The organism is Anaeromassilibacillus sp. SJQ-5, assembly GCF_054108045.1.
Map to the genome: position 1 here is coordinate 415,230 of NZ_JBPJWQ010000001.1, position 25,691 is coordinate 440,920.

18 protein-coding genes are annotated in these 25,691 nt (G+C 59.1%); 11 read left to right on the plus strand and 7 right to left on the minus strand.

Annotation, left to right across the window (positions count from 1 at the left end; genetic code table 11):
- Nucleotides 1-18: 18 nt before the first annotated feature.
- Complete coding sequence (locus tag ACSAMM_RS01690; RefSeq protein WP_457789323.1) at nt 19-2,151, plus strand: putative bifunctional diguanylate cyclase/phosphodiesterase; 2,133 nt, start codon at nt 19-21, stop codon at nt 2,149-2,151.
- Nucleotides 2,152-2,169: 18 nt separating this feature from the next.
- Here ACSAMM_RS01690 and ACSAMM_RS01695 read toward each other — a convergent pair whose 3' ends face one another.
- The gene (locus ACSAMM_RS01695) at nt 2,170-2,523 is read right to left on the minus strand and encodes a DUF1622 domain-containing protein (RefSeq protein WP_178723710.1); all 354 of its coding nucleotides are present in this window, start codon (nt 2,521-2,523) and stop codon (nt 2,170-2,172) included.
- 264 nt (nt 2,524-2,787) lie between these two features.
- Here ACSAMM_RS01695 and ACSAMM_RS01700 point away from each other — a divergent pair, with 264 nt between their 5' ends.
- A complete protein-coding gene (locus ACSAMM_RS01700; RefSeq protein WP_457789326.1) occupies nt 2,788-4,788 on the plus strand; it encodes a DUF5018 domain-containing protein in 2,001 nt (666 codons plus the stop codon).
- Nucleotides 4,789-4,833: 45 nt separating this feature from the next.
- On the opposite strand, the gene ACSAMM_RS01705 is transcribed toward ACSAMM_RS01700, so the two are convergent.
- From ACSAMM_RS01705 to ACSAMM_RS01725, 5 genes are all read right to left on the minus strand, one after another.
- Nucleotides 4,834-6,897 carry a hypothetical protein gene (locus ACSAMM_RS01705; protein WP_457789328.1) on the minus strand — a complete coding sequence of 688 codons (2,064 nt, stop codon included), beginning with the start codon at nt 6,895-6,897 and terminating at the stop codon, nt 4,834-4,836.
- Nucleotides 6,898-6,999: 102 nt separating this feature from the next.
- Nucleotides 7,000-7,878, minus strand: coding sequence for an ABC transporter ATP-binding protein (locus tag ACSAMM_RS01710; protein ID WP_457789330.1), 879 nt, complete (start codon nt 7,876-7,878; stop codon nt 7,000-7,002).
- 62 nt (nt 7,879-7,940) lie between these two features.
- A complete protein-coding gene (locus tag ACSAMM_RS01715) occupies nt 7,941-8,312 on the minus strand; it encodes a GntR family transcriptional regulator (RefSeq protein ID WP_178723719.1) in 372 nt (123 codons plus the stop codon).
- Between the two features lie 158 nt (nt 8,313-8,470).
- Nucleotides 8,471-10,243: an ABC-F family ATP-binding cassette domain-containing protein gene (locus ACSAMM_RS01720; RefSeq protein ID WP_457789332.1), complete on the minus strand. Its 1,773-nt coding sequence runs from the start codon at nt 10,241-10,243 to the stop codon at nt 8,471-8,473.
- Between the two features lie 13 nt (nt 10,244-10,256).
- Nucleotides 10,257-10,538, minus strand: coding sequence for a DUF1294 domain-containing protein (locus ACSAMM_RS01725; RefSeq protein WP_178720690.1), 282 nt, complete (start codon nt 10,536-10,538; stop codon nt 10,257-10,259).
- 225 nt (nt 10,539-10,763) lie between these two features.
- On the opposite strand from ACSAMM_RS01725, the gene ACSAMM_RS01730 reads away from it, so the two are divergent.
- From ACSAMM_RS01730 to ACSAMM_RS01745, 4 genes are all read left to right on the plus strand, one after another.
- Complete coding sequence (locus ACSAMM_RS01730) at nt 10,764-12,245, plus strand: glycoside hydrolase family 10 protein (protein ID WP_457789335.1); 1,482 nt, start codon at nt 10,764-10,766, stop codon at nt 12,243-12,245.
- Between the two features lie 30 nt (nt 12,246-12,275).
- Nucleotides 12,276-15,437, plus strand: a complete 3,162-nt coding sequence (locus tag ACSAMM_RS01735) for an N-acetylmuramoyl-L-alanine amidase (RefSeq protein WP_457789337.1) — start codon at nt 12,276-12,278, stop codon at nt 15,435-15,437.
- Nucleotides 15,438-15,458: 21 nt separating this feature from the next.
- On the plus strand, nt 15,459-15,767 hold the full coding sequence (locus ACSAMM_RS01740) for a methylated-DNA--[protein]-cysteine S-methyltransferase (protein ID WP_178725386.1): 309 nt from the start codon (nt 15,459-15,461) through the stop codon (nt 15,765-15,767).
- A 102-nt stretch (nt 15,768-15,869) separates the two neighbouring features.
- Entirely contained in the window at nt 15,870-17,411 is a 1,542-nt protein-coding gene (locus ACSAMM_RS01745) for an LTA synthase family protein (protein ID WP_457789339.1), read from the plus strand.
- A 116-nt stretch (nt 17,412-17,527) separates the two neighbouring features.
- Here the strand turns inward: ACSAMM_RS01745 and ACSAMM_RS01750 are convergent, their stop codons facing one another.
- On the minus strand, nt 17,528-19,786 hold the full coding sequence (locus ACSAMM_RS01750; protein ID WP_457789341.1) for a vitamin B12-dependent ribonucleotide reductase: 2,259 nt from the start codon (nt 19,784-19,786) through the stop codon (nt 17,528-17,530).
- 225 nt (nt 19,787-20,011) lie between these two features.
- Between ACSAMM_RS01750 and ACSAMM_RS01755 the strand changes: the two genes are divergently transcribed.
- The 5 genes from ACSAMM_RS01755 to ACSAMM_RS01775 all read left to right on the plus strand — a co-directional run bounded on the left by ACSAMM_RS01755 (nt 20,012) and on the right by ACSAMM_RS01775 (nt 25,668).
- Complete coding sequence (locus tag ACSAMM_RS01755; RefSeq protein ID WP_178725392.1) at nt 20,012-20,716, plus strand: hypothetical protein; 705 nt, start codon at nt 20,012-20,014, stop codon at nt 20,714-20,716.
- Between the two features lie 14 nt (nt 20,717-20,730).
- Complete coding sequence (locus ACSAMM_RS01760; protein WP_178725394.1) at nt 20,731-21,564, plus strand: MBL fold metallo-hydrolase; 834 nt, start codon at nt 20,731-20,733, stop codon at nt 21,562-21,564.
- 250 nt (nt 21,565-21,814) lie between these two features.
- Nucleotides 21,815-22,771, plus strand: a complete 957-nt coding sequence (locus tag ACSAMM_RS01765; RefSeq protein WP_457789343.1) for an efflux RND transporter periplasmic adaptor subunit — start codon at nt 21,815-21,817, stop codon at nt 22,769-22,771.
- Between the two features lie 4 nt (nt 22,772-22,775).
- Nucleotides 22,776-23,954, plus strand: a complete 1,179-nt coding sequence (locus ACSAMM_RS01770; RefSeq protein WP_178720744.1) for an ABC transporter permease — start codon at nt 22,776-22,778, stop codon at nt 23,952-23,954.
- Between the two features lie 451 nt (nt 23,955-24,405).
- Nucleotides 24,406-25,668 carry a PLP-dependent transferase gene (locus ACSAMM_RS01775; protein ID WP_178720746.1) on the plus strand — a complete coding sequence of 421 codons (1,263 nt, stop codon included), beginning with the start codon at nt 24,406-24,408 and terminating at the stop codon, nt 25,666-25,668.
- Nucleotides 25,669-25,691 lie beyond the last annotated feature (23 nt).

The window sequence follows — 25,691 nt, forward strand, 5'->3', positions numbered from 1 at the left end:
TACGGCCAGGAGGACGCCATGTTTGATTTGATGAACGAGATACCAGAATTGGTTTACGTGTCCGATTTGGAGAACTACGATTTGCTGCTCGTCAACACCGCCGGACGGGAAACTTTTCATTTGAAGGACAGTCAGGGACTCAAGTGCTATCAGGCGCTGCAGGGGCGGGATGCGCCCTGCCCATTCTGCACCAACGCGCGGCTGAATACTGAAACCCCGTATACCTGGGAGTTCACCAACCCGCTGACACAGCGGCATTATCTGCTCAAGGACAAGCTGATTCGCTGGAAGGGACGGCTGGCCCGCCTGGAAATCGCGTTTGACATCACCGAAACGGAAAACAAGAAAATCGCTCTGCAGAACGCCCTGGACGGGGATAAAATGATCATGGAATGCGTGCAGATGCTGTATCAGTCTGAGGATGTCGACAGCGCTATCAACCGGGTACTCGATCGGGTGGGCTCGTTCATGTCGGCGGACAGGGCCTATCTGTTTGCCATCCAGGGAGAGCGGATGGCCAACACCCATGAATGGTGCGCGCCTGGGGTGGAGCCGCAAATCCAGAATCTTCAGGATTTGGACATTCGGCTGCTGGACAGGTGGCGGCCCAGCTTCAACAGGCAGGAATGCGTTATCATCGAGGATTTGGAAGCCATCCGGGACGATTCTCCCGACGAATATGAGACGTTGAATATACAGGGGATCTCCAGTCTGGTGGCGGTGCCTCTGGAAAAGGACGGGGAGCTGACCGGGTATATCGGGGTGGACAACCCGCCGGCGGAGAAAATCGCCAACATATCGCCGCTGCTGCACACGCTGCGGTATTTTCTGATGACATCCTTGAGACGGGCGGAGGATGAGCGGCAGCTGGTGCGCCTGAGCTATTACGACACGTTGACCGGCTTCTACAACCGGAACCGCTATATCCGGGACATCAACAGGCAGGCGCAGGCGGACGGGTCGTTCGGCATTGCCTATTTGGATGTCAACGGCCTGAAGGATATCAACGATTATTACGGGCACGATTACGGCGATCAGGTGCTGGCATCCTGCGCCCAGAAAATCCGGGACGCGTTTCCAACGGGGGATTTTTACCGCATCGGCGGCGATGAGTTCGTGGTGCTGTGCCGGGGGTTGGAGGAAGAGGCGTTCCTGTCCGTGGTGAAGAAGCTGCGCGGGCTGTTCGCGGCGGGGGGCGTATGCCATGCGGCGGTCGGCTGTCAGTGGACGGAAAAGACGGCGAATATCCAGCAGTTGATCACCGCGGCGGACACCATGATGTACGAGGATAAAAAGCATTTTTACCGAAGGAATTCCCAGTCCAACCGATACCGGCATTACAACGACGATGTGCTGGGGCTGACGGTGCCCGGTGTGCTGCCCAAGCTGCTGGAGGAGGAACGGTTTGTTATCTATTTCCAGCCGAAGAAGGCCTTTCATGATCGGACGCTGATCGGCGCGGAAGCGCTGGTGCGGTACCGCACCCCGGAGGGCGATGTGATTCCGCCGGATCAATTTCTGCCGCTGCTGGAGGAATCCCGGCTGATCCGTCTGGTGGACTATTATGTATTCGATCGCTGCTGCGCAAAAATCGCCGCCTGGAGAGAGCAAGGGAAAACGCCGGTGCCGCTGTCGGTGAATTTTTCCCGGTATACCCTGGCGGAGCCCGACCTGCCAGACAGGCTGACCGCCTCCTGCGACGCTTACGGAGTGCCTCCGGCATTGCTGGAAATCGAGATTACGGATAGCGCGCAGGGACCGGAGGGGGACGATGTATCTGCGTTGATTCGGACGCTGCGGGAGGCGGGGTTTGCCGTGTCCATCGACGATTTCGGCGTGCAATACGCCAATCTGCCCCTGTTCACCTCGGTGGATTTCGATGTGCTGAAAATTGACAAGGGTCTGGTGGACAACATCGTCACCAATGAAAAGGCTCAGGCGATGGTGAGGGCTCTGGCCCATGTCTGTCAGGTCATGAATATCCGCACCATCGCCGAGGGCGTGGAAACGGAGGAACAGTTCGCCATGCTCAAAAAATTGGGTTTTGGAGCGGCGCAGGGATATTTGTTCAGCCGGCCCATTCCGATGGAGGAATATGAAGCCGCCTATATGCAGCCAAAAGTGCCGGATGCTGCAAGTAAGGGACCGTAACGATAAGTTGCGGTCCCTTTATTCGTGGGGCTCCTCGGCGTCCTCTGTTAGCTGCTCGGTGTGCGCTTCTTCGTTTTTGATTTCCCAGTGGATCAGAAAAGTCAGCGCCGCCCGCAGGGCGATGATGGCCGCTACGGTATAGATTTCCGAGAATTCCCTCACGACCACGGTGCGCAGGATTTCGCTCCCCAGTTTGAACTCCAGGCCGGTGGCCATCCCCTTGGCCAGATTCAGCCGGGTCAACGGATGGCGGCAGATAAAGCCCCAGATGCCCTTGATGCCCGCGCTGATGATAACAAACACGCCGATAAACTCGAACAGCACAATGGCCACGTCCACCAGGGAACGCAGCAGGCCATGCAGAAGCTCCAAGCGGACGCACCATCCTTTTCTCTATGGGCTCCTGGGGAACAAGGGCGCTTCAGAAGCGGCCTGGTTTCCCGGGAACCTATGGTTAAACCCCTCGGTTATTAGTATGGCGAAACCACGGACAAATATGTCTAGCGCTGTATTGTGAATTTTATTCACAATACAGCGTTTTTTATTGTTATATATAGAAAATATATTGATAAAACGTAAGAAAAATGTATAATAATAGGCGCCCTTACACCAAAAAGGAAAGGATTGGCGAATTGTATGAAAAATTACCATGTGGCCAATCGGCTGCTGGGAGCGGCTGCCGCTTTGCTCATGACCATCGGCCTGCCTCCGGGCGGGCCAGTCGTTTCGGCTGGAGGGTTCCGCGAGGAAGCGCTGGACGCGGGGGTGAGAGCCGCTGTCCGCGCGCAGCTGGGCATAGCCGGGGACACGGCTTTGACCCAGGCGGATATGGAGGGGTTGGAAAGACTCAGCATCAGGAAAATGGGGGTCAAAAGCCTGGAGGGCTTGGAATACGCGGTCAATCTGGAGTGGCTGGATGTGAGCGGCAACCCGGAGCTGCAAAGGATTCCGGAGGGGTGGCTGGACGCGCTGCCCGCCTTATCCTATCTCAACCTCAGCGGCTCGTCCCTGACTGACTTTCCGGCCGCTCTATATGCCGGGCGCCTGTCCGCCTGGGAGGATCAGCTGCGTCAGGCAGAGTGGGAGGAAACGACAGGCGGATGGAACACGGACGATTTGCCTCGCTTCACGCTGGTGATGAAGCAAATGCCACCCTTGAGAATGCTGTGGACGGATATGCGCCGTGCCCAGGCGGCTTTCGAAGCCGTACAGGCAAAGGCGGACGCTATGACGCCAGAGGGTGAGGAGGCCTGCGCCCCGGCCGAGGTTCAGGCTCTCATCGGGTTGAAGCTGTCGTATCCTTCCCGCTTTGACGACGTGCAGATTCGGGGCGGCGCCTTAATCCGGCTGACGGACACCATCCTGTCTCAGGGCAACCTCACGGAGCGGGAGGCCGAGGCGCTAGGTGTGATGGGATTGACCGCCGCCGAGCTGTATGCATATCCGCTGCCGGAAGGGACAACGCTCGGGGAGATGAACGCGACGGGACAAAGTATCAGGGATCTGCTGGGACGGGATTTTAATACGCTGTTGCCGCTGCTGAGCAGGGAACTGACGCTGGATGTGCTGAAGGCGGCGGCGGAAAGCGCCGGCCTGCGGGTGCAGGATTCCTACCCCGACTTAAACGGCTTTTTTGCCGACCTGCTGGGACAGCAGGGATGGACGTATGCGCCTGGTGATCCGGTGGGAAGCGCGTTGCTGACCATGCTGAGCGAGACAGCGCGGGAAATGGGACTGCCCGTTTTTACCGACCTACCGAATGCCTTTGTGGCCGTTTTGGCCGAGAGGCTGGGGATGGACTGGAACGGGAGAACTCTGATGGGGGAAATGCTGGCCGATCTGATGGACGTGCCCTGGGAAAAGCTGACCGGCCAGCTTCCCGGCGCAGCGCCTGGGGAAGAGACGGGCCGGACGCTGGGCGAGCTCCTGGAGGACAGCCTGGCCGGCGAGAACCCAAACGCCACACTCTACTTAGTCAAGGCCGAGGTGGGAGACGACCCGGCGGTTATCCGCATGCATCATCCGGATAGGGAAAACCTGAATGTCACCGCCAGGCTGGACGGCCGGACGCTGCCGGTCACCGACGAGGGAGACGGGTATTTTTATGTGGAGGTGCCCCGCCGGGCGGGTAGCTACACGCTGGAAATACAGGCGGTTTCCACGAAAGAGCCGCTTACGTTCGAGGGGCTGGAGGAGGACGATTCCTCGTATTCCTATCGGATGCAGGTGCGGGTGATGGCCCCTCCCAGCCAGAAGTGCGCCTTGAACAGCTTCGAACTGGCCGGGGCGCGGGGAACGATTGATGAGGCGGCCAAAACCGTGCAGGTGACCCTTCCAAAAGGAACGGATCTCACGGCGCTGACCCCGCGGCTGACGGTGTCCGATAAGGCGTCGCATAATGTGAACGGGCCGCTGGATTTTACCAAACCGGTGCAAATTCTCGTGACCGCGGAGGACGGGGTGCATACGGCCCGGTATACGGTCACGGTACAGGTGGAAAACGGCGCGCCCAAGGGGACGGACCCGGTATCGGCATCGTCTCCTCCGGACACCGGCGAGAGAGCCTTGACAGGATGCCTTACCCTGGCGGCAGCGGCGCTGGGGACGGCCAGGATCAGCCGGAGGAAACGGCTTTAGGGCAAAAACAAGACGGCACGGTCATTCTCAGGCCGTGCCGTCTCATTATGATTTGCCAAATTGCTGGAGAAAGTCCGGGAGCGCACTGTCTGGCGCATTTCGATACAAGATGGCTCGTTCGCCTTCCCGAGTTTCCAGAAAAAGCCCATACAGAGGCTTTGTGATGTCGGGAGCGGTGTTCGACAGGCCTTCCAAAGCACCGGCCAGATCCGCCAGCGGCTCCTGCAGAAGCTGGAGCATATCGCCGGAGAAATACCGCTCGAACGAGCGCGGACGGCCGTTCTCATCTAGAAATTGCAGGGCCTGCACCCGCAGGGAATCGTATTCCGACCAATCGGATCGCTTCAGGCAGGCGAGCACGTCGATGCTCTGGCTTTCATTGGACAGCTGCATATACTGGGCGCTGGTTTTTGGCAGCAGCGTACCGAGCGGGATGGCGGTCTGATACGACCGGGTGCCGAGGCTGCCGTACAGCATCACCGACGGCAGGAAAGAATGCCCGCTGACATCGTACCCGTTTGTAAATACTGGGTTGCCGTATGGACGCGCCGTGAGATAGCTGTACCAGGAGGTAAAGTCCAGGGAGGTCACTTCCTCCTGCAGCGTTTTATACAGGGTGTCGGCCTGCTGTCTGTTCAAGCCGTCCACGTTGACGGTGGGGGATTCCGGCAGCTTGAGATAGGCCTCCTGAAAGGTGGGGTTTTTCGCAAGCTCCTGGGCGATGGTGTTTAAGTCCTGAGAGCTCAGCAGAATGTTCCGGTGCACCGTACGTCCACGGAGATAGACGATCACCTGCTCGGTGACAAAGCCGGGGGTGTTTCTTTTGATGTTGTAGCTGTTGGACGACAGACTCAGGGTATAGGCCAGCCGCTCGGACACCACGTCACGGATAACGGAGGAGGTATGACGCACGGAGGAGGTTTTGGCGCTGAAATATTCATTGGTGTTGTCTTCCTCTATAAAGCGCACCGCCTGGATGTCTTCGGCGTCGGGCTGGATGCTTTTGGTGGAATAGTAAGCGACGGTGACACCGCCGATAAACAGGCCGTTCATCACCAGCAGAATACCCAGCGCCGGGATGGATTGCAGCAGGCTGCGCCATTTCCGCGTGGTGAACAGTTCGTACAGGAAATAGAGGAACACAGCCCCCAGATAGCAGACCACGCAGAGAAACTGCTGATCGGCGGCCATAGAGCTCTCTCCGAGGAGGCTGTCGATGATCATGACGCAGGGGATGAGACAGATGAGCATGGCGATGAGCAGCCGGTAAACCGTCTGAAGCACCCGATTGGGGGCCGATTTGCCGGCGCTTTCGCTCTTGCGGCGGTGAAACAGCCAGCAGGCGGCCCCGGTATACAGCACGCCGACGCACAGGGTGTATACCCCGCCCTGTGCAAAGGTGAAGGACAGCTTCGGATCGCCGGTGAAGATACCGAAAATCAGGTTGGTCACCACGTTGTACTGGGCGTCCAGAGGCGGGATGAAATTCAGGGATGGAATAGCCGGCAGCAGGCTTTGCAGCGTGGCGCCGAACACCGCCAGCAGCAGCCGGGGCATCAGCAGCAGAAGGAGGGAAACGGTCACGTTAGTAAACAACGTGCCGGTCACGCACATGCCGACGGCGAAGGTGGCGGCCACATACAGGCTGGCCGCCAGGGTGTTGAACAATAGGACGAGCATACTTGGCAGGTTGAATGAATAATGGGCGCCCAACAGGGAGAAGCTGGCCACCGACAAAAGGGTGGACACCACGGCGGCGGCGGTCAGCCAGGTCAATACCGCGGCAAAAAAGCTGAAAAACAAAGATATGCGGCTGTTGGGCAGGGCGTGATAAAAATCGCAGGCAGGCCGCTTATTCAAAAACTGGAAAAGATACAGCACCATAATGGGCGCGAGTATAAGGAAGCAGAGAATCAACAGGGGATGCATATCCATGGCGTCCAGAGCGATGATGCCGGTGTAACCGTGGCGCTGGGAGGACTGCACGAGGTAGCCGATGGGAATCAGGACAGCCTCCAACGACAGAAGCAGCGTGCCGGCCACGCCGATAAATTTCAGCTGGCGAAGCGCGTCGAGATACAGGCTGCGATCAAACAGGTGCTTTCTCATGACACCCTCCCTTCTCCGCAGACGTAGGGGAAACGGCTAAGCCGCCCGGACAGAACCGGCAAAAGGGGCCTGCACGCCTGAGCGCGGCCGGTAAAACAACCATCAATTCACAGCGCTCCTTTCCGTTTGCAGCACATCATGAAACGTGTAGCCCAGCGCCTCCATCTCGAAAGTAAACACCTCTTCCAGCGTCAGGGGAAGCACGTCCAGCACAGCGGGCTGCAGCCCGCGCAGCCAGGCCACCGTCCGCTCCCGATCGCCGCGGACGATCAGATTGGAGACGGAGCCGCGCTTGGAGAAATGCAGCAAATCCAGACCGGTGAAGCGGGAGGGATCGTAGTCGTCCAGAAAGGCGATTTGAATTTTAAACAAGGAGGTCTTCAGGTTCTGGATATCGCTCTCGAACACGAGGCCGCCCTTATGGAGCAGGGCCAGCTGATCGCAGGTGTCCTCCAGCTCCCGCAGAGAGTGGGAGGTGAGGATGGCGGTGGCCTGCCGATCCGCCACGTCCTCGCAGATAAGCCCCTTGACCAGATGACGCATCACCGGATCGAGACCGTCGAAGGTTTCATCCAGGAACAGGTAGTCGGGCCGACAGGATATGGCCAGAATGGTGGCAGCCTGCCGCCGCATGCCTTTGGAGAAATGCTGTAGCGGTTTCGTCTCGTCCAGTTGGAAAATTTCCACCAGCTGGCGGTACCGGGCGGTGTCGAAGGCGGGATAGGCGGCCTTGTATAGGGCCGCCATGCGACGGATGGAAGCGCCGCCCAGGTAATACCAATCGTCCGGAACAAAGGCGATGCGGCTTTTGACGCTGGGATTTTCATAGATGGACTGGCCGTCTAGCAGGGCCTTACCCTCGTCGGGACGGTAGACGCCGGTGATCAGGCGCAGAAACGTGGATTTGCCCGCGCCATTGGAGCCCACCAGGCCGTAAATGCAGCCCCGGGGGATGGTGCAGGTCATGTGATCCAGTGCCACGAAATCGTCGAACCGTTTGGTCAGATTTTCAGCGGTGATGATGGCAATCCCCTCCTTATCGCTTACAGGCGGGACTCGACATAGGCGCTGCGCACGCAGGCCAGCACCTCATCCTCAGGCACGCCGGCCAGCGCCAGTTCCCTGGCCAGCTCCCTGACTGTACCCAGGCGGCTGCGGCGCGCCTCGGCCAGCAGCTCGGGCGCGTTTTGAGAGACGAAGCCGCCCCGGCCCGGCAGGGTATAGATGATGCCCCGTCCGTCCAACTCCGCGTAGGCTTTCTGGATGGTGTTGGGGTTGATGGACAGCTCGAGCGACAGGCTGCGCACGGAGGGGAGCTGCTCTCCGGGGCGCATCAGACCGGAAAGGATCATCTGCTCCACCTGGTCAACGATTTGTTCGTAGACAGGTTGGCGGGACATAGAGTCGATAAACATGAGGCACCCTCTCTTTCTTAAACGGCTAAAGTGTATGATGCAAAATAGTACACTTGTCACTTTAGCATGGTGGGGAGGGCCTGTCAAGTAAGATTACAAAACTGAAAGATTTGACAAAAAAGGGAGCTGCCACAATGGCAGCCCCCCGCAGCGACGGCTTAATTGTCGGCGGCGATTTGCTCCGCCAGTTCGCTGAGGTAGACCCAGCGCTCCATTTTTTCGTCCAGCTCGGCCTGAACGGCTGCTTTTTCCTCCAGCAGGGCCGGCAGACGGACGTAATCGCTGACCGCGGCGTTTACGGCGGCCTCCGCGTCCCGCAGCCGCGCCTCGAGGACGGCGATATCCGCGTCGATGGAGTCGTATTCCCGCTGCTCGCGGAACGAAAACCGCGGTTTTTTCGGCTTATTCTCCGAGGGCCGGGGTTCCTTTTTCGGCTTGGGGGGCGGGGAGGGCGCGTTTTCCTCCCGGCGTTCCAGATAATCGCTGTAGCCGCCCATGTACAGTTTCAAAGTGCCGTCCGGCTGAAAGACAAAGACCCGATCCACCACCTTGTCCAGAAAATACCGGTCATGGGAGACCACGATGACCGCCCCCTGGAACCCGGAAAGATAATCCTCCAGGATGGTCAGTGTCTGGATGTCCAAGTCGTTGGTGGGCTCGTCGAGCAGCAGGACGTTGGGGGCGTCCATCAGCACCCGCAACAGGTACAGCCGCCGCCTTTCGCCGCCCGACAGCCGGCCGATGGGCGTCCACTGCATGTCGCCGGTGAACAGGAATTTCTCCAGCATCTGGCTGGCCGTTACCGGGCCGTCCGGGGTCTGCACGATTTCCGCGGCCTCGCGGATGTATTCGATGGCGCGCAGGGACAGATCCATCTCCTCGCATTCCTGGGAAAAGCAGCCGATTTTCACCGTCTCTCCCCGGATGATTTCTCCGCTGTCGGGGGACAGCTGTCCGGCAATGAGTTTCAGAAGCGTCGATTTTCCGGCGCCGTTGTCCCCGATGATGCCCACCCGGGCGTCCCGCATGAGAAGGAACTCCCAGTCCCGGATGAGGGGCGGGCCGTCGAAGCCCTTGGTCAGGCCGTGGATTTCCACCGTTTTGCGGCCAAGCCGGGTGGAGACGGACCGCAGCTCCAGCGTGTCGTCCTCCGGCGGGGCTTCCCGATCCCGCAGGGCTTCGTACCGTTCGATGCGGGACCGGCTTTTGGTGCCGCGGGCGCGGGCGCCCCGGGCCATCCACTCGGCCTCCCGGCGCAGCAGGCTCTGGCGCTTGCGCTCGGTGCCCTGGGCCATCTCTTCCCGCTGGGCCTTCAGCTCGAGAAAGCGGGAATAGTTGGCTTCGTAGACGTACAGCCCGCCATGGTCGATTTCCGCGATTTTCCCCACCACCCGGTCGAGAAAGTACCGATCGTGGGTGACCATCAGGACGGCGCCTTTATATTTTTGCAGATAGTCCTCGAGCCAGACCACCATCCGCCCGTCCAGGTGGTTGGTCGGCTCGTCCAAAATGAGCAGCTCGCAGGGGGCAATGAGGGCGGCAGCCATGGCCACCCGCTTTTTCTGCCCGCCGGACAGCAGGGACACGGGACGGTCGAAGTCAGGCAGCCCCAGGCGGGTGAGAATGGCTTTGGCCTCGAATTCTTTATGGGCGGCGCCGGCGGCATGCAGCACCTGCTCCAGGATTGTGGCGCCGGAGAGAAAATCCGGATTCTGCGGCAGATAGCCGACGCGCGCGCCGCTGGCGTACGTGACGGAGCCGCTGTCGGGGGATTCCTCCCCGGCCAGGATTTTCAGCAGAGTGGATTTGCCGGTGCCGTTGACCCCGATGAGGCCCACCTTTTCCCCTTCGGCCACGGTCAGGGAGACCCCGCCGAGCAGCGGCTTTTCCCCATAGGCTTTTGTGATGGCTTCGGCTGTGCAGACAAACATAGGCGATCCTTTCTCAAAAGAAGGTGACGATGCAGAAAACGGCGGCGGCCAGCTGCAGAAGAAAGATGGCGGGAATGCCCCACATGAACTTTTTCTTCTGGGTTTTATGCCGGATGCACCGCATGGTGACGTACATGGCCGCCGAGCCGCCCAGGGCGGACAAGGTCAGGAGGGTGGCTTCCGGCACCCTCCACTTGTGCCGACGGGCGCGGGATTTGTCCGCGATGGTGACGACGACGGCAACCAGGCTGATCCCGGCCAGATAGACCAGGAGAATTTTACAGACAAGTGGCATGGACGAGCTCCTTTGCACATAGAAATCTTAAAGGAGGCGAGCGCTCACACCCGCCGGGCGCGGACAACCAGTGACCGCCCCACCAGTATAGCACGATGGCAAAGATTAGAAAAGCGGATTTTTTTGTCGGGAACGGTTGACCTGTGGCGAATAGGACGGTAAAATAAAGTAATCGTTTATTGGCCTGAAGGACTCCGGCGCTTTGTGATGGAAAAAGAGGGAGTTATGAAACGGACACGATTTTGCAGGCGGGCCGGCGGATTGCTGCTCGCGGCGGCGATAGGGCTTTGCGTGGGCTGCGCGGGAGACGCTCCGCCGGTGCCGGGACAGGTATCGGACGGAAATTGGGGGGAATACCCGGGGGCTAACGACACGCTGCCCTGGGAGTTCACCGAAACCACGGGAGAGGCGACAACCACCTTGTCGGTCTCCCCGCCGGAGACGACGACGGGCACCGCCGGGACCAGCGCTGCGGGAACGTCAACCGGCTCCGCCGCCACTTCCGCGACGACGGCGGGCACGACGTCCACCAAGCCGCCCGCCCCGCAGATCCAGGGGGAATTCCGGGGCGTTTGGGTGTCCCATTACGAGATGGAGGTCCTGCTGGGGGGCAAGGACGCGGCCGGGGCCAGGGCCGCGCTGGATACGCTGATGGACAATTGCCGGTCGTATGGGATGAATGCGGTGATCCTCCATGTGCGGGCCAACAGCGACGCTTACTATAAATCGAAGATTTTCAAACCGGTCAAATCCGTGCAGGCGCTGATAGCGGGCGGCTTCGATCCGCTGGCTTACGCGGTGCAGGCCGCCCACAAACGGGGCCTGCAGCTGCACGCCTGGCTCAACCCCTACCGCATCGGCACCGATGAAAGCTACGCCGTGGGGGACAACGCCAAGCAGGACGTATGGTTTTCCAAGTTTTCCAACAGCCAATATAACCGGCGCTGTTACTATTACATACCGACCTCCACCACGGCGCAGAAAACCATTCTGGACGGCGTGAGGGAAATCGTGGAAGGCTATGACGTGGACGGGATCCACTTCGACGATTACTTTTATCCCAACAACAGCGACAGCAAAATCGGCATCAACCACAAGCAGGCCGAGAGCTTCGAGACCGGCTTCAAGCCGGGAGGCGGGCAGTCACTGGGGGATTGGCGGCGGGCGGCGGTGGATGCGCTGGTGTCCCAGGTCTATGCCATTGTGCACCGGAAGAAAAACTGCGTTTTCGGCATCAGCCCGTCCCACAACATCACCCGGGCGCGGGAAACCGAATATGCCGACACCACCAAATGGCTGGCCAACCGGGGGTATATCGATTATCTGTGCCCGCAGGTGTATTTCGGCTTCGAGCATAACTCCTCCGCCTTCGATACCTGTACGAAGGAATGGCTGCGGCAGAAAAAGGCGTCGAGCGTGTCCCTGCTCATCGGCGTGGGGATTTACAAGACGGGCATAGCGGATGACGAATGGGCCGACCACAGCCTGCCAGCCGGCACCGGCGCCCGGGGGGAATGGGCAAACCACGACGATATCATGAAGCGACAGGTGGAGTTCCTGCGAGGGCAGAAGGACATCGGCGGGATGCTGTTTTACAGCTATTCCTATTTCGATCCGGCCGCCAAAGGAGAGCTCAAGGGGGCCAATCTGGAAACCGCCAAAAGAGAAGTGGAACATGTGCTGCCTTTGCTGAAGGCGAAGACGTAAGCGAGGATGGACGTATAAAAGGAGACGACTATGGCCAATCATGCAAAACGCAGACCTGTTCCCAAAGGGATATGGATAGGCTCTGCCGTCACCGCAGCGGTAGCGATTTTGGTGACGGTGGGGATTCTGCTGGTAAACAACGGGGTGCTGGACGCGTTCATGGGTCTGTTTTCCCACTCCCCTTCGTCGCTGGTGGACAGCAGCACCCTGCTGCCCGTGGAAAGCGACGCGTCGGCGGAGCCGGAACCGGAGCCGATAGTGTTCCACAGGCCGGATAAGCTGTCGGGCGTGAGGCTGACCCCAGGGGTGGATTACCTGACCAGCGGCAAGGAAACGGCCGATGCGGTGAAGGCCCAGCTGGACGCCGCCATGACGGCCGCGAAGGATTGGGGCTTCAACACGCTGCTGTTGCCCGTGACCTACAAGGACAAGGCGCTGTTCGAGACCGAGGCGCTCGAGACTTACCGGCTTACGGGAACGGACGGCGCGGCCTTCGATCCGGTGGCCTACCTGCTGGAGGCGGCCCGGGCGGAGAACCTGTATGTATACGGCGTGCTCGATCTGCGGGTGGGCGCGGGCTGGGATCCCACCACGGACGCCGACGCGCAGAGCCTGCGCGCTTTCGCGGCCGACGCGGCAAAGGCGTATGCGATGGACGGGTGGCTGCTGGAAAACTACAGCTATCCGCTCAAGGCTCAGGGAAATCAGGAAGCGTTTGCCGCTAAGGGGAACGGGCGCACCATGCAGCAGTTCATGACCGACAGCATCACGGCGGCGGTTACCGAAACGACGGCCGCCCTGCGGCAGGCCAACCGCAACGCGTACGTGGGGCTGCTGGCCAATGCGGTGTGGGCGCACCAGTCGGTGGATGCCCGCGGCTCCAAAACCGCCAGCGTTTATGAGGAGCTGACCGATGGCCGGGCGGACAGCCTGGCCTGGCTGGACGGCGAACTGTTCGATTTCGTCATGGTCAAGGATGACCGGCTCACCGGCAACGCCTCCGCCAGCTTTGAAACGGTACTGAACTGGTGGGCGAACGTATGCGGCAGCCGGAATGTGCCGCTGTACATTATGCAGTCGGCGGACAAAGCGGGGGCCGGGGAAAAGGGCTGGACGGGCGACGAGCTGGCCACCCAGTACCTGGCCTGTCAGAAGTCGCTGAACTGGTACGGCAATGCGTTCAACTCCCTGGCGGCGCTGCAGAACCACACCTCCGAGGGCTTTGTCACCGTGCTGCGCAAGGCCATGGACGGCGTGATCACCGGGGAATACACCTTCAAAGAGCTGACCTTCAGCTCCCCCAAGAAAACCGCGGTGACCACCGACGAGTCCAAGTTCAGCTTCTTAGGAAGCACCGACCCCAATTTCCCGGTGACGATGAACGGGAAAGCGCTGAAGCTGACCGAAAAGGGCGGCTTTGCCGTGGACGTAACGCTCAAGCCGGGGAAGAACACCTTCACTTTTGTCAGCAACGGAAAAACCGTGACCTTCACGGTGACGTACACCCTCACCATCTTGAAAAGCGTTTCACCCAGCCAGGCCATGACCATGGCGGGAGGGAGTACGGTGGGCTTCAGCGCCATTGCCCGCAAGGGCTCCAAGGTGACGGTGGCCTTCAACGGCAAAACCTACACCATGAAGGCCTCGCCTCTGAAGGAAGAGGAGGGTGCGGACGATCCGGCGCTTTCTGATTTTGAAAACTATCTGGCTTCCGTCACGCTGCCGGCCGGAAAAGCAGGGCAGTCGCAGAAGCTGGGAACGGCGACCTTTACGGGGACCTACAACGGCTTGAAGGAGACGAAAAAATCCGGCGCCATCACCGTTAAGCCGACGGTGGCGGGGGACATGATCGTCGTCAAAAACGAATATGCCGAAACCTTCAACGGAAACACGGTGGAGGATTATTCCCGGCCCACCAACGCCTACCTGCCTAAGGGAACGCTCGACGTGGTGGAAAAAATGGTGTCTCTGGGCTCCACCCAATATTATCTGCTGGGCTGTGGCCGCCGCGTGTATGTCAAGGACGTGGAAATGTACGGCACCAATAAGAAACTCAACGCCAATTCGCTGAACAAGCAGACGGTTCAGGTTTACCAGGAGGCCACGGTGCTGCGCCTGGACGCCGACTGGCGGATACCGTACAACCTGCAGCTGCTGCCTCAGAAATACGCTAAGCTCACGGATACGCCCAACTATTCCATCAACAAGTACGGGCAGACCACCGAGTATGTGGACATTACGTTTTCCTACACCGACAAGGTGCCGGCTTCCGCCCCCGACGTATCGGCAAGCCCCCTGCTGTCCAAAGCGGAATGGCGAAAGGGGAACGGAGACACTCCGGTACTCCGTCTGTATCTGCGGACGAAGGGGCAGTTCTACGGCTATTCGGTGATATGGGACGGCAACACCCTGCAATTCTCCTTCAAGCATCCCAGCGGGATCGGCAAAAACCCATCCAACGCGCCGCTGAAGGGGGTGCGCATCGTGGTGGATCCCGGTCATGGCGGGAAGTCCAGCGGCACCTACGGCACCATTCCGGGGCTGTATGAAAAGACGCTGACCCTGTCCTACGGCAAGATGCTGCGGGACAAGCTGACCGCATTGGGGGCCACGGTGGTGATGACCCGCACCACCGACGTCAACCCCGACAATCCGGACATGAGAAGCCGCACGGCGCATGCCCGTAACAACGGCACCGATCTGCTGGTCAGCGTGCATATGAACGGCGTCAAGGGGGAGAGCGCCAGCGGCTGTTCCATCCACTATTTCAATGAATATTCCTATGCGGTCAACCGCGCGGTGACCGACGCCATGCGGGTGGTGGAAAAGGCGAACGGGACAGGCAACCGCTCGGAGCCCTGCGCTTGGAGCCCCTTTTACCTGTGCCGGGTGCATGACTGCCCGGCGATCCTTATCGAGTATGGGTTCATGACCAACTCCCACAATATGGAGCTGCTGAACACGCCCGCTTATCAGGAGAAAATCGTGCAGGCATCGGTGGATGGGATCGTCAAGTATTTTAAATCGCTGCCGACGTACAGCATGACCGCGCCGCCCACCACCACGACGACCACGACCACGACAACTACCACGACGGCGACCACGACCACCACCGCCGCGCCGCCTCCTGCGTCGTCGGGCGATGCGGCCCTGTCCTCCTCCGACGCGAAGAAACGGGAGGAAATTGGCTGACGGAAAGGATGTACGGGTGAGATGAACGCTTTTGACCGCATTTACGCCGTGGTGCGGCGGATCCCCCGGGGACGGGTGGCCACCTACGGACAGGTGGCGCTGCTGGCGGGAAATCCACGCTGGTCCCGGGTGGTGGGGTACGCCCTGCATGTCAATCCCGATCCCGAGGGGATCCCCTGTTTCCGGGTGGTGAACCGCCTGGGGGAAACCTCGCGGGCCTTTGCTTTCGGCGGAGCGGACATGCAGCGGCTTCGGCTGGAGGAAGAGGGCGTAATCTTCACCCCAGACGGTCGGGTGGATCTATCCCGGTATGGTTGGGACGGCCGGTGATGATTCTTTCAAAATTGCCGAGGTTTCCTCACTGAAAGTTCCGCCGCGTATGATAGCATACCATAGAGTTCGCAGACAGTATCGACAGAAAGGGGAGAGAGCGTGAGGCCACGATCCAAAGCAGGCACAATCGTCCGGTTCAGCGTTTGCTTTGTGCTGCTCTTTTTGGGAGCGCTGCTGTTTGCCGCCTCTTTCTGGTGCCAAAGGCACTTCGGCTTTGTTCCGCTTGATCAGTTGATATTTACCTTTAAATCCCCCATGGAAGGGGCCAATACCGATGAAGTGGTGACCAGCTTTCTGGTGGAATGCCTCCCGGTATCGCTGGCCGCCGCCGTGATACTGGTGCTGCTGGCGGTCAATTGGGTACAGCCACAGAAAACCGTCACCCTCTGGCTGTTTCACAAGCCGCGCACCTTCGGGGTGTTCCCTTTTCTGCTGTATCGCAAGCTGTTGCCGCTGCTTTCGGTGGCGGCGCTGGTGGCTGGCATCGGCTATGGGGCCTACACCTTGTACATACCGGAGTTCATCGAAAGCCAGCTGACCCGGTCGACCTTGTTCGAAGAGGCGTATGTCGATCCCCGGAGCATCACCCTTACCTTCCCGGAGGAAAAACGCAACCTAGTCTATATTTATCTGGAATCGATGGAGAGCACCTACTTGTCCAAGGAGCTGGGCGGGAATCAGGAAGAAAATCTTCTCCCCAATCTGTCGGAGCTGGCGCTGGCTAATCTCAATTTTTCCCATACCGATACGCTGGGCGGCGCCCGGCAGGTGACAGGTACCAGCTGGACGATTGCCGCCATGGTGTCCCAGACGACAGGGGTGCCCCTGAAAATCCCTGTGGGAGACAACGACTATGGCAACAAAAGCGCCAGGTTTTTGCCCGGGGTGTGGAGTCTTGGCGATATTCTGGAGCAGGAGGGGTACCGGCAGGAGCTGCTGATTGGTTCGGACGCGTCTTTTGGGGGGCGCAGGCAATATTTTGCCCAGCACGGCGGTTATAATATTTGGGATTACTACACCGCGAGGGAAACCGGAAAAATCGATCCCGATTACCGGGTCTGGTGGGGATACGAGGATTTGAAGCTGTTCGATTATGCCCGGGAAGAACTGACAGCGCTGGCCGCGGAGGGAGAGCCATTTAATTTCACCATGCTGACAGTGGATACCCATTTTCCAAGCGGGTATGTCTGCCCCGCATGCTGGCAGGACGATGAACGGCAGTACGCGAATGTGATATCCTGTTCCGATCGGCTCGTGGCCGATTTTGTCTGGTGGATACAGCAGCAGGATTTCTATGAAAATACCACCATTATTTTGGTGGGGGATCATTTGAGCATGGATTCCCGCTTTTTTGTGGACAACGGCGAGTATGTGCGCACCACCTTCAATACCATCATTAACGCACCGATGGACACCGCTTTTGACAAGGAGCGGATGTTTACCACCCTGGACTGGTTCCCCACAACCTTGGCGAGCCTGGGCGTGGAAATTCCCGGGGAACGGCTGGGGCTGGGCACCAATCTGTTTTCCGGCCAGCCAACCCTGGCGGAGAGCATGGGGCTGGAGGCGTTGGACGACGAGTTGAAAAAGGTTTCAAATTATTACAACAAGCATTTCCTGTATGGCTCGGATGGGCAATAACAAGAGGGGGCTGTTAACAGCCCACAGAAAAAGCACGGTTATGCGTCTGTCCGGACGCATAACCGTGCTTTTTCAGTCCTTATGCTTTTTTCGGCGGCCCCTTTGTTTTCAGGGTATCATCCACACTTGGAATAGCCGCAGTTGCGGCACATGACGCAGCCGCCCTCGTGTTCGACCGGCGCGCCGCACTCCGGGCATTCCCGGATATGGGCGGCTACGGCCGGTTCCGCCTTCGGTCTCGCCGGGGCCGTGATGGGGGCCGTCACGGCCGGAGCAGCCGGCCGTTTCAGCCCAGCCTGATATTCCGCGGAGGCCACGACCTTTTCAATGACGCGGGCGATGGCGTCCGGGCAGGAGGTGCATTTCATGCCCGGCTGCCGAATGGTGGAGGGGCATCGAATGCCTCTGAGTTGGCTGGTCAGAGTTTTCACGTCCATACCGGAGCGCAGTGCGATGGAAACCAGCCGGGCGGTGGCCTCCGACTGGGAAGGACAGCCTCCTGCTTTGCCGGTGTTGGTGAACACCTCGCATATGCCGTTTTCGTCGTAATTCACCGTGATATACAGGTTGCCGCAGCCGATGGCCACTTTTTCGGTCAGGCCATGGGTGACGTCGGGCCGGGGGCGGGGAACGATGGGGGACGGACAGGACTCGGCCTCCGCCTCCTCTTTTTTCTTCAGGTTCAGTACCTGGATTTCCCGGCTGCCGTCGCGGTAAATGGTGACTCCTTTGCAGCCTAGCTTATAGGCCAGGGTATAAACCTCCGCCACCTCCTCTTTGGTGGCGTTGTGGGGGAAGTTGACGGTCTTGGACACGGCGTTGTCCGTATATTCCTGGAAGGCCGCCTGCATCCGAGTGTGATACAGAGGAGAAATATCGTGGGCGGATACGAACACCCGACGGATGTCCTCCGGAAGCTCCTCCAGATGCACCAGAGTGCCCTCCTCGGCAATGTGCTGCAGCAAATCGTCGTTATAGAGGCCGCGCGCCTCCAGAACGTCCCGCAGCACCGGGCTGACCTCCACCATGTTGGTGCCGTCCATGACCGTGCGGATATAGGCATACGAGAAGACCGGCTCCACCCCGGAGGAGACGCCCGCGATGATGGACAGCGTGCCGGTGGGGGCGATGGTGGTGACAGTGGCGTTGCGCAGAGGCACTCCATCCTTAAAGATGCTTTCTTCAAACAGCGGGAAGGCCCCCCGTACCGTGGCCAGCTCCGCGCTGGCGCTCCGGCCGGTGTTGGTAATAAACTCCATCAGCCTTCCGGCCAGTTCGACCGCCTCGTCGGAGTTGTAGGGGATGCCGAGATAGAGCAGCATGTCCGCCCAGCCCATGACGCCCAATCCGATTTTTCGGGTTTGCTTGGTGGTGAAATCAATTTGCTCCAGGGGGTACTTGTTGGCGTCAATGACGTTGTCCAAAAAGTGGACGGCTTTCTTGACGGTGACGGCCAGCTTATCCCAGTCCACCGCGCATCCGTTTTCGTCGCGGCGCAGCATGTGCGTCAGGTTGATGGAGCCCAGGTTGCAGCTTTCATAGGGCAGCAGGGGCTGCTCGCCGCAGGGGTTGGTGGATTCGATTTCTCCTTGGGAGGGCACCACGTTGTCCCGGTTGAGCCGATCGAGGAAAATGATGCCCGGTTCCCCGTTGCGCCAGGCGGCATAAACGATTTTGTCGAATACCTCTTTGGCGTTCAGCTGCCCCGTTACCTCGCCGGAGGCGGGATCCACCAAATCATAGGGGGCATTGGCCTCGGCCGCCTCCATGAATTTTTCCGTAATGCCGACCGAGATGTTGAAATTGGTAATATCCGCGTTGTCCGCCTTACAGTTGATAAACTGCAGGATGTCGGGATGGTCGATGCGCAGAATGCCCATGTTGGCGCCGCGGCGGGTGCCGCCCTGCTTGACCGCCTCGGTGGCCATGTTGAACACCCGCATAAAGCTGATGGGGCCGCTGGCCACGCCTCCAGTGGAATTGACGGTGCTGCCGCTCGGACGCAGGCGGGAGAAGGAGAAGCCCGTGCCGCCGCCCGATTTGTGAATGAGCGCGGCCTGCTTGATCGCTTCAAATATGGCGTCCATACTGTCGGCCACCGGCAGGACAAAGCAGGCGGACAGCTGGCCCAGAGGCCGTCCGGCGTTCATCAGCGTGGGAGAGTTCGGAAGGAAATCCAGCGACGTCATCATCTCATAGAATTCCTTCTCCAGCGCCTTCAGATTCGTTTTCTTGTCATACGCGGCGTCGGGGGCGGCGATGGCCCGGGCGACCCGGTGGAATAAATCCTCCACCGTCTCCGTGACCTCGCCTTTATCGTTGCGGGCCAGATAACGTCTTTCCAGTACAGTTCTGGCGTTTGGCGTAATGTTCATGGGCGGGTACATCCTTTCTTGTTATATCCAAAGATAAGTGGCAAAGACGGAATATATTGGCTGTTTATTTGCGCACGATACTATATATTGTATATTCCTTTCTATCTGCTGTCAAGAGGCAGAATCGGACCTGGGCAAATTTCGCCGACAAGATGCCGTTGAATTTGCGCGGGATATGGGGTATGATAGAAACAGGTAGCCTGGATGGCGAAAGGGGGCGACACGTTGCCGGATTACGCATCGCTGCAGGTACTGGATAATCAGGACAGGGAGACGGCGCGGGATCGCCTCATTTACGCCGTTACCGCATACATGGACGCGCAGGGATATATCAACTGCCGGCGGGAAAGCGCCGAGAGGACGGTGGCCTTCGCCCCAACGGAGAAAGGCTGGGCGGTCTTTGACGATTGTGCCGACCGGCTGGATGTGACGGCTCTCAACGGATTGGGCCGCTGTCTATCCGGCAAGCTGCGGGACCGGGTGGTGGGTGTTATGTGTTCGGGCAGCGAGCTGATGCTGTGCCTGTATGGCGAGGGCCTGGTGAAGGACACGTATATCACATCTAGGCGGTTTTCAGGACAGGTTCCCCTTTCGGTCTGGGTGCGCAGCCATGGTCACGCATTTCGGTGGCGCTCGCTGCTGGCGGAAGGCCATACCATCAAGGAACTGGCGGATATATTCACGCAGGGCCAGCTGGCGGGACGGGCGATTTATGCCCAGCTCCGTCTGGCGCTTGGACTGGATGAGTCGGCGGGTTATGGGCTCGCGTCGCTGGAGGACGCCGGCCTGCCGGGGGTGGTAACCCTCTATTTCCGCGCCTCTAACATGGTGCGGCAGGGTCTTTGGGAAAAAATAGCCCATCCGGCCCAGCAGGCGGCCACGTCTATCGGTGCCCTGCTCGACCGGCAGAATATTCGCAGAGAAAAATAAAGGAGCATGCTTGTATGGCGGAAACCACGTTGTATCAGCTGGCCTCTCAGGGGCCGCAGCAGATGATGTCTTACATTCTGCGCACTAAGAGCGGCAAATTGGCGGTTATCGATGGAGGCAATCACCTGGACACGGACTATCTTCTGGAGTTCCTCCGTTCGATTTCACAGGGTAAACCAGTGGTGGAGGCCTGGTTTTTAACCCATGCCCATTCGGATCATGTCGATGCCTTCCTGGATATACAGCGGGAGCATGCCGGCGAGGTGGATATCCGGCATGTGTATTACCGCTTTCCCGACGAGGGTTTTATCGCGGCTTACGAGCCGGGAGACGTTCACACCATCCGGGAATGGAACGATTTACTGCCTCGCTTCGAGCGCCTCTGCGTCCCGGTTGAGGAAGGCCAACGCATCCAGGTGGAAGAATTGCTTTTCGAAGTGTTGTACATACCGGATCCCGCTTTTACAACAAATGCTATCAACAACAGCTCCATTGTGCTGCGCCTGACGGTGGACGGGCAGAGGGTGCTGTTTCTGTCTGATCTGGGCGTGGAAGCCGGAGAAAAGCTGCTGGCGTCATATGGCCCGGAGGGCGTTCGGGCGACGATCTGTCAGATGGCGCATCACGGCCAGGCGGGAGTGGCGAAAACGCTGTATGCTGCCATAGCACCCAAAATCTGCCTGTGGTGTACGCCGCAGTGGCTGTGGGACAACGACGCGGGCCAGGGCTACAACACCCATACCTGGCAGACGGTTATTGTGCGCGGCTGGATGGAGGAATTGGGCGCACAGCGCCACATCGTCGCCAAAGACGGCACGCAGAGCCTGACGCTTCCTGCTGCATTTTGAATAGATAGGACATTCAGCCGGATAACCGCGTGGTTATCCGGCTGTTTTGCTATACGCGCATAAGCCGGAAACGTTAGATAGCCGCCGTTTTACCATTCCATCGGTTTTACAGTATCTGGAAGGAAAAGACGATTATATTTTCCGCTCAAACACAAACACTAACCTTACAAAAACAGGCAAACCCAGGGGAAGAACACCGCCCGAACCGGTGTTTTTTTGCCGTATGGGCGCGGGAAAGGCGAGTGGCGGTATGCAGCGCGGAATGAAAAAGTATGGATGGCTGGCGGCGGCGACAGCGGTGGCGATTACAGGGGTGCTGACGGCGGGCAGCCTAATGAAACCCGAGACGGTTGAGGTCAAAACCTATACACTCGAGGAACGGGCTGTGGAAAAAACCGTGTCTTGTACCGGGAAAATCGAAGCGGCGGAAAGCCGGAAGGTGTACACGGACATCTCCTGTGTGATGCAGGATGTACCGGTAACAGCGGGGCAGCAGGTGGAGAAGGGGGATGTGCTCTTTACCGTGGATGTGGATGCCACCAAACAGGTGCTGGCCACCATGGGGGGCGTTTCGCCCGATACTATCCCCACCGACAATCTGCAGCATACCGTGACGGCGCCCGTTTCGGGAATTATTACCACCCTGAACGCCGCCGAGGGGGAGATGAGCGATTCCAGCAAGCCCTGCGTGGTCATTTCCCCGAGCGATGCCCTGCAGGTGAAGGTGTCGATCCATGAGCGGGACCTGAGGAGTGTGAAGGTGGGGCAGACGGTCAAGGTGTCCGGCGTGGCGTTTGCGAAAAGCAGCTACCAGGGAACGGTGAAAAGCCTTTCTCCCTCCGCCCGCACGCAGTATAACGGCAGCATCAGCGAGACGGTGGTGGACGCCGTCGTGATGCTGGCACCGGAGGAGCTGGACGACAGCCTGCGGTTGGGCTTGACCGCCAAGGCCAAGGTGGTGGTCTCCTCCACCGATCAGGCGCGGATTGTGCCCTATGAATACGTCTTGCAGGATGAAAACGACAAAGAATTCGTGTATATCTGCGAAAATGGCCGGGCGGTCAAGCGGCTGATTACCGTGGAGGATGAACTGGCTTCCGGCTATCAGGTGTCGGATGGCTTGAAAGCGGGCGATCGCATCATCACCAATCCCGATGCCGTTCCCAAAGAAGGCGCGCCGGTGTCGGTTTCCGGAAAGGGGAGATAGCTTCATGCGCGACGTACTGTCCAGCGCCCTGAAAAGTCTATCCCGCAAATGGCTGCGCACCCTGCTGACCGTCAGCGGGATAACGGTGGGGGTCATCATGGTGGTCATTGTCTCCCTCATCAGCAACGCGGGCAAGGCCGCGGTGAATAGTGAACTGGACAACATGGGGATGAACGGCCTGTCGGTGAGCACCGGCAGCGCTGTGGGCGGACTGACCCAGGACGATTTGCAGACCATCCGCCGCATTGGCCAGGTCGAGGAAGCCATGCCCCTGATGATCGAATTTTCCAGTTCCCTGCTCTGCAACGTCAGCAACAGCGCCATGATCTGCGGGATCGATTCCGGTACCACGCAGGTGATATCCCTGAAGCTGGAATATGGGCGCGCCATTTCGCCCGGCGATGTGGAAGGCGCCCTGCCGGTGTGCATGCTGGACGAAACGGTGGCCCGGGAGGCCTATCAGCGGGCCAATGTGACCGGCAAGACCATCGTTTTGCAGATAGGCGGCGTGGAGCAGGAGTTTGAAATCATCGGTGTGACTGCCACCGGCAGCAGCCTGCTGCAAAACGTGACGGAGTTTATCCCCGGCATGGTGTATATCCCGTACACCACCATGCAGAACCTGACCGGCCGGGAAACCTTCGATCAAATTGCCGTGCGGGTGCGGGACGGCTCGGACGTGGAGCATGCGCAAACCTCCATCGTATCCGCTTTGGAGCGCAGCGGCGGCCTGGAGGGCCTTTACCGTACCGATAATCTGGCGGTGCAGAAGGAACGGCTCAGCGGCCTGATGGACATCGTGACTCTCGTTCTGACCGCCATCAGCGGAATTTCGCTGTTGGTATCGGGGTTGAGCATCATGACCATCATGCTGGTATCGGTCAACGAGCGCACCCGCGAAATCGGCATCAAGAAAGCCATCGGCGCGTCCAGCGGCCGTATATTGTGGGAATTCTTGGCCGAAGCGGTGATTATTTCTTTGTTGGGTAGCTTGGCAGGCATTCTGTTGGGCGGCGGGCTTTGCTGGCTGGGCATGACCCTGGTGGGGGTGCGCATGACGCTGTCGCTTACCGGCCTGCTGGGACTTATTGGATTTTCTGTGGCGCTGGGCGCCCTGTTCGGCGTGTATCCGGCGGTCAAAGCGGCCAAAATGCGCCCGGTGGAAGCCCTGCGGCGGGATTAAGGGACGAAAGAGACTGTCTCAAAAAGTGTAAATATACGCAGGAGTAGGGGTGTTGCTTTGGCAACACCCCCGCTTGACATTTTATCGGCCGGGTGCTACAATGAACAAAATCGAATAGGTAAAAGGCTGGGAAAAGAAGAGTACATCCGGCAGCATGTCGCAGAGAGCTTCGGTTGGTGGGAAGAAGCACGGAGGGCCGGATGGAACATGATCTTGGAGCCGCGCACCGAACTTCGGGTTTACCGTCGGAAGCTAGGCCGCGCAGGGAGACGCCCGTTACAGCGTCGGAGTATCGGCGGGATTGCCTGCCCGTACTCGCAGAGGCCCGTCGCTGTGAGGCGCGGGCAAAGCCAGGTGGTACCGCGGAAGCTAGTCTCCCGTCCTTGCAGACAGGCAGGATGGGGATTTTTTATACCCATTTTTACCGAAAACAGAAAAGGAGCTGCATGACATGAAAGACGAAACCAAATGCCTGCACGCCGGCTATCAGCCGGAGAACGGCGGCCCCCGCGTGGTGCCTATCGTTCAGAGCACCACCTATGTCTTTGATTCCACCGAACATATCGGCGCCCTCTTCGATATGCCCACAGCCCATATGTATTCCCGCTTTTCCAACCCCACCTGTGAGGCGGTGGAAAAGAAAATCGCCGCGCTGGAGGGCGGCGTGGGCGCTATGCTGACCTCCTCCGGCCAGGCGGCGTCCCTGCTGTCCATCCTCAATGTCTGCAACGCTGGAGACAGCTTCATCAGCACCTCCACGATTTACGGGGGGACGGTGAACCTGTTTGCCGTCCGGCTGAAAAAGCTGGGGATCGAATGTATTTTCGTGGATGCCGATGCGGATGAGGAAACCATCGCCAAAGCCTTTAAGCCGAACACCAAGGCGGTATTCGGCGAGACGCTGGCCAATCCGGCCCTGGCGGTGCTGGATATTGAGAAATTTGCCCGGGTGGCTCACGCCCACGGCGTTCCTCTGATTATCGACAATACCTTCGCCACGCCGATTCTCTGCAAGCCCATCGATTTCGGCGCCGACATCGTGGTGCATTCCACCTCCAAATATATGGACGGCCATGCGCTCCAGACCGGGGGCGTCATTGTGGACAGCGGCAATTTCCCGTGGGATAACGGCCGCTTCCCCGAATTCACCGAGCCGGATGAGTCGTATCACGGCGTCGTGTATACCCGGGACTTCGGCAATCTCGCCTATATCATCAAGGCCCGGATGCAGCTGATGCGAGATTTGGGCTGCTATCCCGCCGCCCACTCGGCATTCCTGCTCAATCTGGGGCTTGAAACCCTGCCGGTGCGCATGAAGCAGTACTGCGAAAACGCTATGGTGGTGGCCAAGTATTTTGCGGGCTGCGACAAGGTGGAATCGGTGCGGTACGCGGCGCTTGAGGGCGATAGGTATCATGAACTGGCACAGAAATATCTGCCGAAGGGCACCTGCGGCGTGATTTCCATTGTCATCAAAGGCGGCAAGGCCGCAGCGGTGAAATTTATGGACGGCCTGAAGCTGGCCTCCAATGAGGTGCACGTGGCGGATATCCGCACCTGCGTGCTGCATCCCGCCAGTGCCACTCACCGTCAGCTGACCGATGAGCAGCTGGTGGCCGCCGGGGTGAATCCGGGCCTTATCCGTTTTTCCGTGGGCCTGGAAAACGTGGAAGATATCCTCGACGACATCCGGCAGAGCATGGAACAGGTATAATACTGGATAAGAAACGGCCCTGC

Coding starts and splice junctions, on each gene's coding strand:
- ACSAMM_RS01690 (WP_457789323.1), top strand. CDS start 19: ATGTTTGATTTGATGAACGAGATACCAGAATTGGTTTACGTGTCCGAT.
- ACSAMM_RS01700 (WP_457789326.1), top strand. CDS start 2,788: ATGAAAAATTACCATGTGGCCAATCGGCTGCTGGGAGCGGCTGCCGCT.
- ACSAMM_RS01705 (WP_457789328.1), bottom strand. CDS start 6,897: ATGAGAAAGCACCTGTTTGATCGCAGCCTGTATCTCGACGCGCTTCGC.
- ACSAMM_RS01715 (WP_178723719.1), bottom strand. CDS start 8,312: ATGTTTATCGACTCTATGTCCCGCCAACCTGTCTACGAACAAATCGTT.
- ACSAMM_RS01720 (WP_457789332.1), bottom strand. CDS start 10,243: ATGTTTGTCTGCACAGCCGAAGCCATCACAAAAGCCTATGGGGAAAAG.
- ACSAMM_RS01725 (WP_178720690.1), bottom strand. CDS start 10,538: ATGCCACTTGTCTGTAAAATTCTCCTGGTCTATCTGGCCGGGATCAGC.
- ACSAMM_RS01730 (WP_457789335.1), top strand. CDS start 10,764: ATGAAACGGACACGATTTTGCAGGCGGGCCGGCGGATTGCTGCTCGCG.
- ACSAMM_RS01735 (WP_457789337.1), top strand. CDS start 12,276: ATGGCCAATCATGCAAAACGCAGACCTGTTCCCAAAGGGATATGGATA.
- ACSAMM_RS01740 (WP_178725386.1), top strand. CDS start 15,459: ATGAACGCTTTTGACCGCATTTACGCCGTGGTGCGGCGGATCCCCCGG.
- ACSAMM_RS01750 (WP_457789341.1), bottom strand. CDS start 19,786: ATGAACATTACGCCAAACGCCAGAACTGTACTGGAAAGACGTTATCTG.
- ACSAMM_RS01760 (WP_178725394.1), top strand. CDS start 20,731: ATGGCGGAAACCACGTTGTATCAGCTGGCCTCTCAGGGGCCGCAGCAG.
- ACSAMM_RS01765 (WP_457789343.1), top strand. CDS start 21,815: ATGCAGCGCGGAATGAAAAAGTATGGATGGCTGGCGGCGGCGACAGCG.
- ACSAMM_RS01770 (WP_178720744.1), top strand. CDS start 22,776: ATGCGCGACGTACTGTCCAGCGCCCTGAAAAGTCTATCCCGCAAATGG.
- ACSAMM_RS01775 (WP_178720746.1), top strand. CDS start 24,406: ATGAAAGACGAAACCAAATGCCTGCACGCCGGCTATCAGCCGGAGAAC.